Annotated in this window: 14 protein-coding genes; 3 read left to right on the forward strand and 11 right to left on the reverse strand. The window is 42.9% G+C overall.

The window, feature by feature from the left end:
• Positions 1–2: 2 nt before the first annotated feature.
• The 10 genes from ACSLUR_RS11795 to ACSLUR_RS11840 all read right to left on the reverse strand — a co-directional run bounded on the left by ACSLUR_RS11795 (position 3) and on the right by ACSLUR_RS11840 (position 13,571).
• A complete protein-coding gene (locus tag ACSLUR_RS11795) occupies positions 3–650 on the reverse strand; it encodes a TetR/AcrR family transcriptional regulator (protein WP_116017783.1) in 648 nt (215 codons plus the stop codon).
• Positions 651–860: 210 nt separating this feature from the next.
• Positions 861–2,375, reverse strand: a complete 1,515-nt coding sequence (gene purF / locus ACSLUR_RS11800) for an amidophosphoribosyltransferase (RefSeq protein ID WP_448554754.1) — start codon at positions 2,373–2,375, stop codon at positions 861–863.
• Between the two features lie 37 nt (positions 2,376–2,412).
• Positions 2,413–2,895, reverse strand: a complete 483-nt coding sequence (locus ACSLUR_RS11805) for a CvpA family protein (RefSeq protein ID WP_116000884.1) — start codon at positions 2,893–2,895, stop codon at positions 2,413–2,415.
• 272 nt (positions 2,896–3,167) lie between these two features.
• Positions 3,168–3,854: an SPOR domain-containing protein gene (locus ACSLUR_RS11810; protein ID WP_448554756.1), complete on the reverse strand. Its 687-nt coding sequence runs from the start codon at positions 3,852–3,854 to the stop codon at positions 3,168–3,170.
• A 71-nt stretch (positions 3,855–3,925) separates the two neighbouring features.
• On the reverse strand, positions 3,926–5,215 hold the full coding sequence (gene folC, locus ACSLUR_RS11815) for a bifunctional tetrahydrofolate synthase/dihydrofolate synthase (protein WP_448554758.1): 1,290 nt from the start codon (positions 5,213–5,215) through the stop codon (positions 3,926–3,928).
• A gap of 151 nt (positions 5,216–5,366) precedes the next feature.
• Entirely contained in the window at positions 5,367–6,275 is a 909-nt protein-coding gene (gene accD, locus ACSLUR_RS11820) for an acetyl-CoA carboxylase, carboxyltransferase subunit beta (protein ID WP_116000887.1), read from the reverse strand.
• A gap of 303 nt (positions 6,276–6,578) precedes the next feature.
• A complete protein-coding gene (gene truA, locus ACSLUR_RS11825) occupies positions 6,579–7,364 on the reverse strand; it encodes a tRNA pseudouridine(38-40) synthase TruA (protein ID WP_448554760.1) in 786 nt (261 codons plus the stop codon).
• A gap of 152 nt (positions 7,365–7,516) precedes the next feature.
• Positions 7,517–11,083, reverse strand: coding sequence for a FimV/HubP family polar landmark protein (locus tag ACSLUR_RS11830; RefSeq protein ID WP_448554762.1), 3,567 nt, complete (start codon positions 11,081–11,083; stop codon positions 7,517–7,519).
• A 266-nt stretch (positions 11,084–11,349) separates the two neighbouring features.
• On the reverse strand, positions 11,350–12,366 hold the full coding sequence (locus tag ACSLUR_RS11835) for an aspartate-semialdehyde dehydrogenase (protein WP_448554764.1): 1,017 nt from the start codon (positions 12,364–12,366) through the stop codon (positions 11,350–11,352).
• 47 nt (positions 12,367–12,413) lie between these two features.
• Positions 12,414–13,571: a 4-phosphoerythronate dehydrogenase gene (locus tag ACSLUR_RS11840; RefSeq protein ID WP_448554766.1), complete on the reverse strand. Its 1,158-nt coding sequence runs from the start codon at positions 13,569–13,571 to the stop codon at positions 12,414–12,416.
• Positions 13,572–13,843: 272 nt separating this feature from the next.
• On the opposite strand from ACSLUR_RS11840, the gene ACSLUR_RS11845 reads away from it, so the two are divergent.
• The 3 genes from ACSLUR_RS11845 (at position 13,844) to ACSLUR_RS11855 (ending at position 15,994) form a co-directional block, all read left to right on the forward strand.
• Positions 13,844–14,209, forward strand: a complete 366-nt coding sequence (locus tag ACSLUR_RS11845; protein WP_116000892.1) for a phasin family protein — start codon at positions 13,844–13,846, stop codon at positions 14,207–14,209.
• A 57-nt stretch (positions 14,210–14,266) separates the two neighbouring features.
• The gene (locus tag ACSLUR_RS11850) at positions 14,267–14,824 is read left to right on the forward strand and encodes a hypothetical protein (protein ID WP_448554769.1); all 558 of its coding nucleotides are present in this window, start codon (positions 14,267–14,269) and stop codon (positions 14,822–14,824) included.
• A 585-nt stretch (positions 14,825–15,409) separates the two neighbouring features.
• The gene (locus ACSLUR_RS11855) at positions 15,410–15,994 is read left to right on the forward strand and encodes a helix-turn-helix domain-containing protein (protein WP_448554771.1); all 585 of its coding nucleotides are present in this window, start codon (positions 15,410–15,412) and stop codon (positions 15,992–15,994) included.
• A gap of 193 nt (positions 15,995–16,187) precedes the next feature.
• Here the strand turns inward: ACSLUR_RS11855 and ACSLUR_RS11860 are convergent, their stop codons facing one another.
• Positions 16,188–17,675, reverse strand: a complete 1,488-nt coding sequence (locus tag ACSLUR_RS11860; protein WP_448554773.1) for a DUF3336 domain-containing protein — start codon at positions 17,673–17,675, stop codon at positions 16,188–16,190.
• Between the last annotated feature and the right edge of the window lie 125 nt (positions 17,676–17,800).

Here is a 17,800-nt window from a genome sequence, read left to right on the forward strand (position 1 = left end):
TTTTATACCGAATCAGGCATTGCTAAACCAACGCCGTTAATAATGATTTTGGCAACAGAAGCGGTTATCTCATCAATATCACTTTCTTCGTATTCAAGCTTGTTTTGCAACAGCAAAACCTCTGCTTGGAAGTCGGCATAATATTGTGTGCTTGCCCAGATGGTAAACAATAAATGTACAGGGTTAACTGCCTGCATTTTACCGGCATCTATCCATGCTTGAAAAAGCTGACACTTAGCACGGAACCAAGGGCGGTTTTTATCTCGCATGTAATCTTGCAAACAAGGAGCGCCACGAAGGATCTCAGAAGCGAACAAACGAGATTGCATGGGTTGGTGTATCGATAAGGCAATTTTACTGCGAATATAGTGATACAACACTTGCGCCGGATCATCATCAACACTGGCGTTATCTAAGCCGATATTCCAGGTTTCAATAATGCCGTTGAGCACTTCTTCATAGAGGTTGTCTTTATTTTTAAAGTAATAGAGCACATTGGCTTTGGCTACCCCTGCTTCGCTGGCAATCATGCTCATGCTGGCACCGTCGTAACCTGATTGCGAAAACAGTTTTTCAGCAGCAGCGAGAATTAGCTGCTGATTCTTTAATCGAGTAACTTCCTTTTTATTTTGCTTTTCTCGAATTGTCATTATTAGCTTTGTATTCTCTTTTTTTTCTAAAATGTAGCGTTATTGCTCTTGCGTTCTTAACCATTTGGTCAAGCAAAATTCTCGCCATATTTAAATAGTATCATATATGTGGGATAAGTGATTGCCCACACGTAACATAAACACCATATAGGCCGATGCTAAAACGGCCCAAAAATGGGCCGCTTTTTCTAAATTTCACACTATCGAGTGCTACGCACCTTCGTTATGTAGGTCGATAATTGAATCGGCGTTTTTGTCCGTTTGCTCTTTGCTTTCGTTATTGCGCGCCGCATCTAACTTTTCCAAATAGCCTTGGTCAATATCATTGGTAATATATTTCCCATCGAATACTGAGGTCTCAAAACGCTTCACTTCTGGGTTAAAGGTACGAGCAGCCGCGACCAAGTCTTCAATATCTTGGAAGATCAGCTCGTCAGCACCGATAAGCTGACAAATATCGTCCACTTCACGACCATGAGCAATCAGCTCATTGGCACTTGGCATATCAATACCGTAAACATTCGGGAAACGAATTTCAGGGGCAGCTGAAGCAAAGTAAACCTTCTTTGCACCAGCAGCACGTGCCATTTCAATAATTTGCTCAGACGTTGTTCCACGTACTACAGAGTCATCTACCAATAAGACATTTTTGCCTTTAAATTCAGTGCCGATCGCGTTTAATTTGCGGCGCACTGACTTTTTACGCATTTCTTGGCCAGGCATAATAAAAGTACGGCCGATGTAACGGTTTTTCACAAAGCCTTGGCGATATGGGATGTCTAGTTGCTGTGCAATTTGCAGGGCGATATCACAAGAGGTTTCAGGAATAGGAATCACCACATCAATATCAAGGTCGTCCCATTCACGAGCAATTTTTTCACCCAGCTTTTTCCCCATTTCAACGCGGGTTGCATAAACCGACATTTTATCAATGGTTGAATCTGGGCGGGCAAAATACACAAACTCAAAAATACATGGGCTATAGGTTGGTGCGTCCGCACATTGCTGGCTATACATTTTACCGTCCTCGGTAAAGTAAATCGCTTCGCCTGGCGCAACGTCGCGAACAAACTCAAAATCACAAGCATCTAGTGCTACCGATTCTGAGGCAACCATGTACTCAACACCCTGCTCAGTTTCACGCTTACCAAAGACCAATGGACGAATACCGTTAGGGTCGCGAAATGCCACCATGCCGTGGCCAATGATCAATGCCACTGTCGCGTATGCACCGCGAATTCGTTTGTGAACATTGTTGACCGCTTGGAAAATATCTTCAGGAGTTAATTTTAACGCCTGAGATTGCGCTAATTCATGACCTAGAATGTTAAGTAATAATTCTGAATCTGAAGTGGTGTTAACGTGGCGGCGAGCTGTGTCAAATAGCCAAGTTTTTAGTTCGTCAAAGTTGGTGAGGTTACCGTTGTGGGCAAGAGCAATGCCGAAGGGAGAGTTAGCATAAAAGGGTTGGGCTTCTGAGGAACTTGAAGTGCCTGCGGTGGGGTAGCGAATATGCCCAATGCCGATGTTGCCTTGGAGTCGATGCATATGCCGTGTGTGAAACACATCCTTGACCAACCCATTTGCTTTTCGTAATCGAAACATATTGTCATTAATGGTGACAATACCAGCAGCATCCTGTCCCCGATGCTGCAACACCGTTAACCCATCATATAAAGACTGATTGACAGCTGAATTACCAACTATACCAACAATACCACACATAAACCTGTTCTCCGACGAGTGTGTTTTACCAAGTGAATTAAGTTAAAAAACTTGAAGATTGCTTGAGGTACTCAAAAAACCACTCTATCACTAAGGTAAACTCTGGGATCAGGGTCGAACTTTGCCACCACGGCGTAGACGACGAAGCCGTAAATGCGTCCATAAAGAACAACAAGGCACTGACAATTAACACCCCTCGCAATCCACCAAATGCCAAGCCAAGCACGCGATCAGTGCCAGACAAACCAGTTTTTTGCACCAGCTGACTAACAACATAATTGACTAAGGCACCAAGAATTAAGGTGGAAATAAAGAGAATAGCGATAGCTGCGGCGTTGCGCAGGAGGTGTTCAGAGATATTAGTGAGTAAGGCAGCGAGGTTAGGATAAAAAGAGCTGGCGATAAAGAAGGCGCCAATCCATACCACAAGTGAGATCGCTTCTTTAACAAATCCACGAACCAAACTAATTAAGGTTGATATGCCAATAATAGCTAGAATGGCATAGTCTATCCAAACCATATGCTGAGTAATCTCAAGAAATTAGTGGCGCGCATTCTAACAGATGAACACCAGTGATAATATATTTTTATTTATTTAACCTTAGGTTTGGATAAAAAATAGTGAGTCATCAATAAAAGCATACACTTAAATTTATCATTTCCTTCTAGCGAGAAATTTTTGCTGATATCAAGGAAAATTTGCGCGTCAATAGCTAGCCTATTGCAAGTAAATTTAACGCTGACAGCAGTAAAAATAGCCGCTAGAAGCACATTAGTTATCCAATTCTAAGGTTATTTAGTCACTTTAAATTTGGCAATTCTGCCTTGCACGCTGGTTAAGCTTTTCAACTTAGGGATGGCTTTTTCAAGCTCTGCTTTGTGCAAGTTAGGGCCAATAATCACTTTCGTCAATGTACCTTTTTGCGTTTTAATTGGCTGGGTAAAGGCGGTGTAACCAGCGCCTTTTAGTTTTGCCATTAAATCGTCGACATTCTTTTTATGTTTAAAGCTACCCAAGTGAATTACCCAAGCATATTGGTCTTTCTTCACTGGTGGCAATTTAGGCGTTGATCTAGGCATTTCTTTAGACACTGTCGAAGCATTCATCGCAATCTTAGCTTCTTTCTTGGCGGGCGTTGCTACCGTTGTGTTGTTTTTACTAACCTGCGACGTATTTGAATCACTCTCAATGCCGTTAGTAGCTTGCTCGGTATTTGCTGTATCTACGGTTGCCTGAGTTACTAGCTGATCATCTATCGGCTCTTCATCGCTAATACTCGGATTAGGTATTGCTGCCAGTTTTTCTTCAGGAAAGGCTTTATGTGCTATCGCACCCTCAAATTTTGGCGCTTGCGGGATCGCCTCAAAATCAGCCTGATAGCTTTCTTTCTCACCATCAAGAATATCCGGCAAGAAAATGATCAGTGCTGCTGCAACGATTATCGTGCCAACCAATCTATTTTGAAACGGGGTAGACAAGCGCAACTCCTCTGGCTAATTCAACAACTCTTATCGATTGTCTGCTTTTAATCAATCACCACTGCTTCGATTTAACCAACCAATAATGGTCTTATTTCAGCAACGGTAAAAAAGGAACCAAACACTAATACCAACTCATCGGCATTAGCCTTGTTTTTTGCCATTGTAAAGGCATGTTCAACATTGTCAAAACAATTACCTGTTAGAGCAAGTTCATCAACTAAGCTGTTGATTTCTTGAGCGCTTGCCGCTCTTGGGCCAGACAACGATGCAAAATACCAAGCACCAACACTTGTCGTCAGCTCTGCTAGTGTTGCACTAATATCTTTATCTTTTAACATACCAACCACAGCATGTACTTTGCTATAACCAAGGCGGTTAACCGTTTGCGCTAGATGTTTTGCCGCGTGAGGGTTATGCGCGACATCAAGCATAATATCGCCTTTGAAATCATCATCCTCCTTGCCCTTAAACACCTCTGTACGCCCTGCCACTTTGGTTTGTGCGATAACTTGATTGATCCGCCCAACATTAAGCTCGACATTTAGCTCTGTCAGCACCATTAGCCCTGTCGCAACATTATCTAGCGGAATATGTGGTAATTGCAGGTCGTCATAAACGCTGTCAGCGCTAATTTGCTGCCATCGCCAGCAGTTTTCCTGTTTGCTGATATCAAACGCGACACCTCGGGCAAGTAGCTCAGCGCCAATATCCTCGGCATGCTTAGCCACGGATACAGGCATATCAGGCTCACCAACAATCGCAGGTTTATTGCTGCGGAAAATGCCCGCTTTTTCAAAGCCAATGGCTTCGCGTGTGTTCCCCAAAAATGCTTGATGGTCTAAATCAACAGAAGTCACCACAGCAATATCGGCATCTATCATGTTAGTCGCATCAAGACGACCACCTAAACCAACTTCCAAAATAATGTAACTTGGCTGTTGTTGCTGCAAAATAAGCAAGCCCGCTAAAGTGGTAAACTCATAGTAAGTGAGGGAAATTTCCGCTCGTGCTTGCTCCACCGCGGTTAATGCTGCGATCCAAGGTTGATCGTCAACATCCACTTTATTGATGCGCAAACGCTCATTAAAGCGCTCGATATGCGGTGAAGAGTATACGGCGACTTGCTGTTGCAGACTCAGTAAGTAGTTCTCGATAAAGGCGCAAGTGGTTCCTTTGCCATTGGTGCCAGCAACGGTGATCACTTTGGCGAAGCTTAAATCGATGTTGAGGCGCTCGGCCACTTGGCTAATACGGGCAAGTCCAAGATCTATCTCTTGGTTGTGAATGGTTTCTAAATAACAAAGCCATTGCGACAACGACCAGTTATCACAATGGCTTTCAGATGATTTTATACTCATTATGTAACGCTATCAAAATCTGAGGTATTTCAATACCGCTACCTTAGCATGCCCTGCTGGCAAGTTGAATCAAGCTACAGAGCAAATCAGCTATTTAGTGTAATAGCGTTAGTAAAAAGCATCAGCAAAACAGTTTTTGTAAAACTACGAGTTACTCTGCTTCTGGTTCTTCTATTTTTGGCTGCTCTACAGAGCTACTATCAGCTTGCTCAAGGCTTGGCTGACCCGTAAATTTCGCCAGCATACGGCCCAGAGTTGCACGCATTTCACGGCGGTCAACAATCATGTCAATCGCGCCCTTCTCTAACAAGAACTCGCTGCGTTGGAATCCTTCAGGTAGCTTTTCGCGTACCGTTTGTTCGATAACACGCGGGCCTGCAAAACCAATTAGTGCTTTCGGCTCAGCAACGTTAATATCGCCTAGCATTGCTAAACTCGCCGAGACACCGCCCATGGTTGGGTCAGTCAGTACAGACACATAAGGCAAGCCTTTCTCACTCATTTTGGCCAACGCTGCACTGGTTTTCGCCATCTGCATTAATGAGAACAATGCCTCTTGCATTCGAGCACCGCCACTGGCAGAAAAACAAATCAACGGCAGGTTGTGCTCTAAACAGTATTCTGCAGCTTGCACAAAACGAGCACCAACAACAGATGCCATTGAACCGCCAAGGAAAGAGAATTCAAATGCGGCAGCAACAACAGGCATGCCATTAAGCTCACCACGCATTACCACTAAAGCATCTTTCTCACCGGTTGATTTTTGCGCCGATGAAATGCGATCTTTATAGCGCTTAGAGTCTTTAAACTTAAGAATATCTTGTGGCTCTAGCTCTGCACCAATTTCAACGCGCTCGCCTTGATCAAGGAAGCTTTCAATGCGTTTGCGCGCAGAGATGCGCATATGATGATCACACTTTGGACAAACAAACTGCTGACGTTCTACTTCAGCTTTATACAGTACGGCGTTACAAGCACTACATTTTGTCCACACGCCTTCTGGAATGTTTCTTTTTTGTGTTCCCTTTGCTTTTGGGAGAATCTTTTCTATCCAGCTCATAAATTAACTGTGCCTATTGCAATGAAATCAGGACGGTTGGTCGCACGGCATTTTGCCTATGCTGAGTTAACCGATAGTTAACCAATTTTGCACCAAGCGCCTATAAATAACTAGTGAATCGCAGGATTAAACCATAGAATCATGCAGATAGTTATAAAAAACTGGTCTGGTTTGTTAGACAAATAGCGGTTTTTATCCTAGCTAACGCTTGAATACGGTTTCGTGTACCAATAAAGCTCGCTTTAAGTGCTCGCCAGTAAGCAGTCCAGCAAGTAATAGTCCCGCAAGAAATAGTGGATATGGTTAATCTGGTAAAAAGAGTGGCCCAAGTGGGCGTTTTGGAATAGCAAACTGCTCTGGATAATCCACGTCCACAAAGTATAAGCCACCAGCATTTGCCGTCATGCCAGCGACACAACGATTTTTAGCCGCCAGTACTTCTGCTATCCAGTCGATGGTTTCTAAGCCGCGACCGACACGCATTAAACTACCGGCAATATTGCGAATCATATGATGCAGAAATGCATTGCCTTTTACGTCTAACACTAGAAAATCACCGACCCGCGTAACATTGCAATGGTACAAGGTACGCACGGGTGAATTGGCTTGACAATGTACAGTGCGGAACGAAGTAAAGTCATTCTCGCCAACCAATACTTGCGCCGCTTGATGCATCGCTTTTTCATCCAACGGGTGGTGACAAAAGGTAACACCAGTTGAAAGAATTGCTGGTCTAAATGGTGAGTTATTGATGACGTAGCGATAGCGTCTCGCGGTTGCGCTAAATCTGGCGTGAAAATCTTCATCGACTGATTTAACCCAACGCACAGCGATATCTTTTGGTAAGTTAGTATTCACCCCAAGCGTCCAAGCAACATCTTTTCGAGTTTTGCTTGTGTCAAAGTGAATCACTTGATTGGTGGCATTAACCCCAGTATCAGTGCGACCTGCACAAACGACTTCTATTGGTTCATCGGCGATACGTGACAACGCTTTTTCTAGTGTTTCTTGCACACTAGGTGAGTGATTCTGTTTTTGCCAACCACAATATTTTGTGCCGTCGTATTCTATACCGAGCGCGTACCGCATGCTTGCCTCCAAATAATTTGGCGCGCATTATCCTAGATTTAAAAGCTGATTGCCATAGTGGATAGCCCTTTGCCAAAGACATAAAAAAAGTCGCTTTTTATTAAGCGACTTTTTATGTCTTTGGCTGCCCCGCCTTAGATAAGGTTAATCAATTATTTGAGATTTTCCAACAATTGCTGCGCCTCGTATTGCTGTTGAGCATCACCATTATCAACGACATCCATTAGGATGACTTCAGCATTTTCATTGTCACCAATTTCTAAATAAACCTTAGCGAGATCTAATTTAGCGGCAATTCCGTTATCGTCGTCATCAACGTCAATATCATTCACGTCGTTGGTAAATTCTGGGAATTCACTTAAACCGACGTCGATATTAGTTTTTTGATATGGCTCACTCGAGCTTGGCTGCAAGCTGTCAGATAACAGAGAATCAACGGAAACAAAGTCATCGTCCTTATTTTCATTTGATTGTGACGTTTGACTTGTATCATCAAGCAGATCAATTTCTAACTCATTTTCCAGCTCATCTGCTAACGGGTTATCATGCGCTGAACTATCTTCAATCACAAGTTCATCACCAATATCTAACTCATCAGATAAATCAAAGCCACTGTCGTCATCAGATGATGTTGACTCTTCTTCAATGTTGGCCAGTAGTTCATCAAAGTCTAAGCTATCAAGCTCTTGTATATCGTCAATCTCATTCGCTTCAGTGACTTCTTCTCGCTCAGCTTCGCCTTCAGCTAACAAATCGGCAAGTACGTTGCTGTCAGTAAAGTCTGGCGATAATTCCACTGTCGCATCAACGTCTTTTTCGTCATTGAGCAATTCTGACAGGGTTGATTCATCAAAGTCAGTTGCTAAATCCGCAGTTATATCACCTTGGCTATCTTGCAATGCTTCAGTACTTTCGATGTCCAGCAAGTCATCAGTAGCTGCTTCAAGTTCTTTATCTAAATCAGAACGCTCAGTTTCTGCCGCTAAATCACTAGTTTCTATACCTGATAATAAGTCATCGCCAATATCTAGCTCATCGTCAGCTTGTTCTTCATCAAGATCCGCCTGAACATCGGCAATAAGGTTGTCGATATCAATGTCATCTGACATTTCATCTGCAGCTATTTCTGCTTCAGCTTGCACTTCAGGCTCTGTCACCTCTAGTTGAGCTTCATCAACCGTGTCATCAGTAGCAGAAGGCTCCGACATAGCATCAGTTTCACTTTCAGTATCAGCTTCATCGACAAGCATGTCGCTAAAGTCGGCATTTAAAAATGGTGCTACATACTCTTCGGTAAATGCCTCTATTTGCGCGTGATGTTCAGATAGCTCTTCTTCATCTGAATCTAACAATTGGTCGATATCAGCAGCATCGTTTACATCAATATTTTCTGACAATTGATCGGCCGCTAATTCAGCGTCGCCAGCATCAGAGTCTGCACCACTATCACCCGTTTCACCGTTGATGCTGTTAAGCAATGCATCAATATCGTCCGGATCGGTGATCTCCATATCACTGTCGTCAACTTGTGATACTTGCTGCGTCTCACTGTCGCCATTAATGCTATCTAAAAGCGCATCAATATCGTCTGGGTCGGTAACATCAGCGCCATCTGGAATTTCATCAGTAGCACTTGCCTCGGTCGCCGCTGGCGCATCGCCATTAATGCTATCTAAAAGTGCATCAATATCGTCAGGGTCGGTAACATCGGCGCCATCTGGAATCTCATCAGCAGCACTTGCCTCGGCCGCCGCTGGTGTATCGCCATTAATGCTGTCTAAAAGTGCATCAATATCGTCTGGGTCGGTAACATCGGCGCCATCTGGAATCTCATCAGCAGCACTCGCCTCGGTCGTTTCTGGTGCATCGTCATTGATACTATCTAAAAGCGCATCGATATCGTCTGGATCGGTAACATCAGCGCCGTCTGGAATCTCATCAGCAACACTTGCCTCGGTCGCTTCTGGCGTAACAGGTGCATCACCATTAATGCTATCTAAAAGCGCATCAATATCATCAGGGTCGGTAACATCAGCGCCATCTGGAATCTCATCAGCGGCACTTGCCTCCGGCGCAGCTGGTGCATCGTCATTGATACTATCTAAAAGCGCATCGATATCGTCTGGGTCTGTAACATCGGCGCCGTCTGGAATCTCATCAGCAGCACTTGCCTCCGGCGCAGCTGGTGCATCGGCATCAGCAACATCATCAGTCGCACCAGAAAGTAATGCGTCAAGGTCATCTTGTCCCAGTTCACCATCAGCTAACGGCTCACTATCTTCTTCTAGAGCAACTAGATCGTCAGCTTCATCTTCAGCTGAGCTTTCATCATCAGCGCCAAGCCCCGAAAGCAGATCGTCAAGATCACTTTGATCTAGTTGACCACCATCAAGTGCCTCGCCTTCCTCTTCTACCTTATTATCTGCGTCGCCATCCTCGCTACCATCATCACCCGAAAGCAGATCATCGAGCATGCTTTGATCGAGCTCACCACTTTCTAGCGGCTCACTTTCTTCTTCAACTTTTTCCAAGTCATCATCAAGCGAAATATCTTCTAGGTCATCTAGTTCATCTAGCTCATCGTCTAAATGAATAACTTCATCGCTTAAATCATCATCAAGCAAGTCATCACCAAGATCGTCGATATCGTCAGAGAATAAATCATCTGTTTCATCGTCCGACTCAGTTAGATCAATGGAAAGCTCATCATCAAGCGACAGCTCGCCATCAAGCGATAAGTCTTCCTCTATTGCTTCACTTGCTACTTCTGGCGCTGAAGCTTCTGGTGGCGTTGCTGGTTTTTCCAGCGTCATTTCTTCGACTGGTTGTTCTTTTGTTTGCTTTTTGCGGCCAATAAAGAAGGCAATTACGCCAGCGATTAATAGCGCTGGCAAAGTACCCATTAGCACTTTGAACCACAAGCTCGACATCCAATTTTGCTGCTCAAGCTCGGCTTGCTGCTTTTCTAGCAACAATTGGCGTTCGCGCTCTTCAGCTTTAGCTAACAACTCTTTTTGCAGCTGCAGCATACTATCCATTTGTGCCTTAACTTCTTGCCCTTTTGCCACTTCACCTTGCATTAAGGTTAATTGGTCATTGAAGTTGGCAAGTCGCTGACGCAGCGCCTCATTTTCTTGCAAAATCGCTTGAAGGCCATCAATCGAGTCTAAAACATCACGTTGAATAGTATCGAGTTTTTGACGCTGCTCGGTGTCATAGGTTTGTAGTTGTTGATTAATTTCGCCTTTAGCTGCGTCTAGATCTTTCTTTTTAACAACCAATTCTTCCGGTTTGATTGGCACCACTGGCTCAGCTTTTTTGGCAATTTTTCCTTGCCACTTTTTGTCGTCACTTACCGCACTATTTTTGGCGATATAAGGGTCAATCAGACGAATTTTTTCAATGGGTGGAACCAGTAAATACTGGCCATTAATTAAGTGATTACGGTTGTTATCTGCAAAGGCGTTTGGGTTCATCTCATACAAGGCTTGCATGACTTGATAAACCGTCACTGAAGGGTCTGGTCGGATCGCTAACGCGATTTTCCATAGTGTATCGCTGCTGGTTATAGGCCCATAGCGGTCATGAGGAAAAACATCTGTGCTTTTGGGCCCGCGAATTCGAATTCCGGCATCTTGTGCTGAAACCGAAGGCGTACTCGCCAATAAAAGTCCAACGATTAACACCTGCAATAAGCACAGGCTAAGTAAGCGCAGCATTAAGTCTTTCCTAATTATTCTAATAAATTGCCAAAAAACTGGCGGTTCCACCCAGCTAGAGCAAAGCAAAGTTTATTCCAAGTCTCGGCTAACGTCCATGCTAGCGATAAATAGATATGCGTAGCAAGCGGTAAAACCCTGTCCTTGATCAAGAAATTAATCACTTTCTACCAAGAACAGCGTAAATAAACGGCAACAAAAAAAGGGTTAACCGCTAATGTTAACGGCTAACCCCTCTATTTCTTTACGAATTTTTGTAATGTGTATTACAAGTATTCTTTAATTAATAACTCAGCAATTTGAATACTGTTTGTTGCCGCCCCTTTGCGCACATTATCTGCCACAACCCATAAGTTAATGCCATTCGGGTGGCTAATATCTTCGCGAATACGGCCAACAAAAGTTTCGTCTTTACCGCTCGCATCACCAATTTGTGTTGGGAAGTCTTGGTCGTCTTCACATAACACCACACCTGGTGCTTGGCTGAGTAAGGCTTTTACTTCTTCAGCTGAAGTTTGTGTGCGCGTTTCAATGTGAATAGCTTCGGCATGGCCATAGAATACTGGTACACGTACAGCGGTTGGGTTAACCAAAATATTTTCATCACCAAAAATCTTTTTAGTCTCCCACACCATTTTCATTTCTTCTTTGGTGTAACCATTATCTTGGAACACATCAATTTGCGGGATCACATTAAAGGCAATTTGACGTGAGAAGCTTTTACTTTCAACCGGCTTGCCACTTAACAGGTCAGCACATTGTTTGGCTAACTCATCCATTGCTTCCTTACCAGCACCAGAAACTGACTGATAAGTACAAACATTGATGCGATCAATACCAACAGCGTCCTGAATTGGTTTTAACGCCACCATCATCTGAATGGTTGAACAGTTAGGGTTAGCAATAATATTGCGGTTACGGTAATCAGCTAGTGCACCAGGGTTTACTTCTGGTACAACTAACGGAATGTCTGGTTCATAACGAAATTCTGACGTGTTATCAATCACGATGCAGCCTGCATCACCTGCCATTGGGGCATATTTTGCTGACGTAGCACCACCTGCTGAGAAGAAACCAATTTGCGCTTGGCTCCAATCAAAATTGTCAGCATCAAGCACTTCAATGCTTTCACCGTTAAATTCAATAAACTGACCAGCAGAGCGCGCACTCGCAAGTGGATAGAGTTTGTTTACGGGAAAGTCACGTTGTTCAAGAATTTCAATAATGGTTTTACCCACCAGTCCCGTTGCACCAAGTACACATACATCATATTTTTGCGCCATGCTATTTCTCTTCCTCTATCTTACGTTTATCTTATTTTTGCTAATATTTAGGCGTTATCAGTCAGCCTATTAAAGCCCAGTTGAACCAGCGTATTCAATGAGCTGTTTTCGCCTGAAATTGCCAACGAAGAAAATTCCCGACGTACTGGGTAATTTTTTCGGATATGGTCAAAGCCAAAGCGAGAGAGTTGTTGACGAAAGATGCCATCGTCACGCCTGACATCGTATACCATTTTTACCAACTGGTTTAGCAATATTTCATCAAATTCCTGATTTCTTTTTCCATCTGGATTTAATTTAACACTGCCAATATTTGGCTTAGGTAAAAAGTCGGCTAACTGCTTATTACCTTCAATTTCTAGCATTCGACATACTGCCTGATACAACATTTGTGTACCACGAGCTTTTCCTTCTAAGCTATAACCAGCAATATGGGCACTTGCTATATCAGCAAAAGGGATAAGGTCCTTTAACACATTTGGCTCGCCTTCCCAAACATCCATGACTAAGGTGAGCCCATGGCCTTGCTGTTTGAGAGCTAACAATGCTTGGTTATCAATCACCTCGCCACGACAAGCGTTAATAAGAATTTGCTGCTCGTTAAAAGCACGCAATTTTACTTCATCAAGCAAATGAAAGGTTGGGTGTTCGCCGCTGCGAGTCAGTGGCACGTGCAGTGACACAATATCGCAGGCTAACGCCTCGTCTAGCGAGACAAACTCACGATTATCGCCAGCATCCGCCAATAGTGGATCGCACAACTTATAACGAATCCCTAAAGCAGTAAGCTTTTCAGCAAGCCTAGAGCCGGTATTACCAGCCCCGACAATGCCAACCGATTTATCAGATAATGACAATTGGTAGCGCTCCGCCAGCACCACCAAGCTACTGATCACAAATTCCGCTACAGAAATAGCGTTGCAGCCAGGTGCCGATGAAAACTTAATGTCACGCTCAGCTAAGTACTTCTGATCAACATGGTCAACGCCAATTGTTGCTGTACCCACAAACTTTAATTGCTGGGCGTCAGCAAGCAATGCCTCATTCACTTTTGTGATCGAGCGAACAAGCAACACATCCGCATCAATCAACTGCTGAGCATTTAGCTCGCGGCCTTTAAATGGGACCAGTTGATGTTGCTCGCCACCAAGCTCGGAAAAAAACTCACGTGCGAACGGCATATTTTCATCGAAGAATATTTTCATAATTTGTCACAAGTACATTAAATACGATAATCGCGGCATTCTACCCCAAATAAAGTGGTTGCAGTTTGATTTAACTTGTTAATTCTTTTAACTAATCTACTAACTATGCACTATTGCGTTCACCTGCAATCAGAAGTAACGACTAAATTATTGTTTTTACTATTTTAAAAATAACAAACCCAAATTATTCAACATTTTTTTGCGCTTTAGACAGCGCTTTCTAATTTACTTTTTTATTATCTCAATCGTACTCAACCAAGGAGATAGAAATCATGTCAACAATCGACACAATCAAAGATAAAGTAAACCAAGCTGAAGAGTTAGCTCGCAAAATCTGGTTAGCTGGCATTGGTGCATACGGTAAAGGTTTTGACGAAGCGCAAGGCCAATATGAAAAGCTAAACACTGAAGCAACTAAAATGTTCAACGAACTTGTTGAAAAAGGTGAGAAGTTAGAAGCGGACGCTAAAGAAAAGTACAAAACCGAGAAAGAAAACGTTAAAACAAACGTTGAAACTCGCGTTAGCGAAGTACGTGCTAAGTTAGGCTTAGACAACGACGACACCAACAAAAAAATCGAAGAGCTTTCAGCTAAAATTGACACCTTAACAGAAGCGTTAGGTAAGCTTGAAAAGTAAATTTGTTTAAGAACTGACCGCCTAGGCGGTCAGTTCTTGTCATTTTAGGAGTCTAGTATGAGCAAAATAAAGGATTTAGAAAAAGCGAGTCGTCAAGCGCTTTACGCTACCGTTGGCGGTTACGCCAAAGGCTGGGAGTATATTTCCAACAAAGTGGCAGTAACCTTGGACGACACCAACAAGTTTGTAAATGACTTGATTGAAAGCGGCGAAAAAATCGAATCGGATTTAAAAGAGAAAGTTAAAAGCAACAACCAGCTTGACGAGAAAATTGCAAGCTTAAAAAGCAAGCTAGGCATTGATTCAGATGCTGATACAAAACTTGCTGAGTTAGAAGCAAAAGTTGATGCCTTGACTGAAGCTATCACTAAACTGGTCGACGCTCGTTTAGCAGAAGTCACCGCTGCACCGAAAACAACAACTAAAGCAGCAACTGCAAAAGCAACGCCTGCGCCAGCAACAAAAGAAGCTGCGACAAAAGCTGATGTAGAACCTGCTACAAAAGCAACTCCGCGTAAAACAACCGCGAGAAAGCCAGCTACTGCGAAAAAAGCAACCACAACCAAAAGAGCAACGCGAGCTTCAACCGCAAAAGCTAAACCGGTTACCGAATAGTAAACACATTACTATTTGAAAGCTTAGTAAATGCTAACGAAACTTGTTCTGCAGCTATGTATTACCGTAAGTTGTGTAACTAGATTGAAAATCAAGCGATTATGGCAAATTTATGGTCATTCACAGTGTCACCATTCAATGCCAATGGGGTGCAGTTTTGGGTAAATCAGCATTAATTTACTGAAATATTGTGCTAATCAGCAAGTGCAATATTGCCCAATATCCCCCTCTTTTTTATTTGTAGAAGTCCACGTCCAGCTCCCACTTAAGTTTTAGCCTTTTACAAAAGGTGACTGCTAGTCAGCAAAATAGACTTTAACCTAAAGTATCACCCATATTGCTAAATACTAATATTTCACCTCAATGATCTCCCGCTAAAGGTAGTTATGAGGTTTTATCCCATTGTTATCAGCAGATGGACATTACTGAAACGTCTACTTAATATACTGCTCTATCTTTATAGAAAGTTTGGCATTCATGGCCAATTACAGTCGTCTGACGTAAAGGTGACGTAACAATGTCGTATACAAAATAGGAATTTCTTAACAAGATAAAGCTCAAATCTTTTCTTGAGAGAAATAAAAAATGGAAATGAAGATTAACTCTGAAAAAGTTGTAAAAGAGAGAAAAGCTAGAGCTTGGAGCCAGCAACATTTGGCTGATGCAAGTGCCTTGAGTTTAAGAACGATTCAAAGAGTTGAAAATAATGGGACAGGTTCTCCTGAAACAATCAAAGCGTTGGCATCATGTTTAGAGATAAAGCTAAGTGAACTATTTCACTCAGAACCAGAAAAAACCAAAAGCTACTTCAAAGCGAAAGTTGCAGCGCTCTTATCACTTTTTGTAACGTTAGGAAGTGGCTTGTTCTTAACATCTGCGTCAATTGCCTCAGATATTTCTATCTCTGCAAAAGAAATGGAAGCTCTAACAAATGAAAGTATTCAAATATATCGTAATAATGTTGAGATCTTTGTTCCTAAAAACGTTCCTTTAACCGTTTCAACTGAGTCAATATGGGAAAATGAACTGGCTTCAGTTGCTGAAGGGAGTGTTGAGGTTAAGTTAGAAGACTTTACTGTACTTGCTAATAAAGCGATCATTGTGAAAATGGAAAAAGGCATCAGAATTACAACGGATTATGCAGAACAACATTTCCATAAAGCAGAGTAACATTCAGCAAGCAATGCATATGAGTTAAACGTGTGACAGTTGGCTGAAACTCATTTTTGCTCGGCAATTTTAGACAACTCATACTTAGAGCGTAACGCCTCTTTCCCACCAGCTATTGGCAGAAAATGTGACTGTCAGATTTAATTGAGTCCGATTAATCAAATCTGACAGTTCAAGTTAAGACGTAGTTAGGTTAAGCCTGCGGCGGCATGCTTGGCCTTTCACCGCCTTGATGACTCCAATGCAGGCGCAGTTTTTCCTGCTCTCTTAGTTGGTTTAGGTACCCTCTAAATGTTTTGCTGATCCGCGTGCTGCGCTCAATTAATGACAATTGTCGCCATGTCGCACGTTCTGCCATATGAGTAAGTGCGTCTATGCTTTCCACGGTTGGGTTCATCAGCAAGTGCTTTAAGTTAGCAATTTTACGGCCAGGCAGAATATTAATATCACCAACGTACTGCTGCTCTACTACCGATCTCACCTTGTGGATTGCCATTTTAGCGGTACGACCTGAAACCATGTTTTCAACCACGTCACAGGCATAAATACTATTAGTTTTAACCATATTCGCGACATGGCGCTTAGTCACCGCAAAAATCCCTTTACTATGCTGCTTAGTGCGCGGTAGGAATGGCACTGCTAGCGGGTTAATTTGGCTTACAATACTGTGATTCACACCGTACAAACGAGCTAACCGATTAAAGGGCATATCTGCCATTACCGAGCCGTCGGCAAACTTGCGATTAGGAATATAAGGCACAATTTCACCCGCGCGATTTTTGGCTTTTAATTGCACTGGTGAGAACAAAAATGGTACGGCACAAGAAGCACGCACAGCTTGGGTGATAATTGCATTGGGTGACGTACGAGCATTTAATAAGCGTGAATATTGATGCAAGTCAGCAGGTGAAACCGTCACGCTTACATGACGCCCTGTTTTTAAATAAGCTTCTTCAAACGTGGTTAAATCGAACAATTCAATTAACGCGTTTTCTAAGTTAGTGCTATCAAACAGCGAATCTTTTAAAAAGCCCTGCCATACGCCCCACTGATGAAAGCGCTCGTAAATAGACTCTGAAGTTAAAATATCGAGTAGTTCATCATCGGTACGCGTGGCGATTAGCGACGCCATAATCGAACCCGCACTAGCACCCGATATTACATTTGGCATTAAATTGTGTTCAGTTAGCGTGCGAATAACGCCGACATGAAAGAAGCCTAAGCTTGCACCACCACTTAACATTAAGCAGCTTTGGCCGTAGGCATGGGCGGTTTCTTCAAAAAATGCCAGTTTATCGTAGAAGTCGACCTCTTCATCCTTGGCATTGAAAATAAACTCCATCGCAGAGCATACTTCATCCAAAAACTCTTCAATCAAGACTTTAGTGCCAATGCGTGCAAAGCGATTAAGCTCAGGGTTGGCAATGTTGCCTAAATTTCCATGAATACCTTCATGCAAAATAAACATTAATCCCGCAGAGTCTTTTTTTGCTTTTGCATCACGAATACGATTAACCCTTTTGCGAATTAAGCTGTAATCGTAAAGCTTACACGTTTCTTCTGCGCGCCACTCATCAGCCCCAGATAGTCGGTCATGCTCTAGGCTGGCCTCTTTATATTCTTGGTAGGTTTTAGCGTTTGCAATGGCAACTTCAACTTCGTTTAACTTTCTATTAGCCATAATACTCATTCGATATCGCTCATCCGCTTGTTAGTTACCCCGAAGTAAACGCGAATTTTCTAGAAATAACCACCTAATATTGGTTATTTTTACTGCGTAATCAGGGCTTTCGTGTGTGTAACTGA

It is taken from the genome of Thalassotalea montiporae (assembly GCF_053485855.1).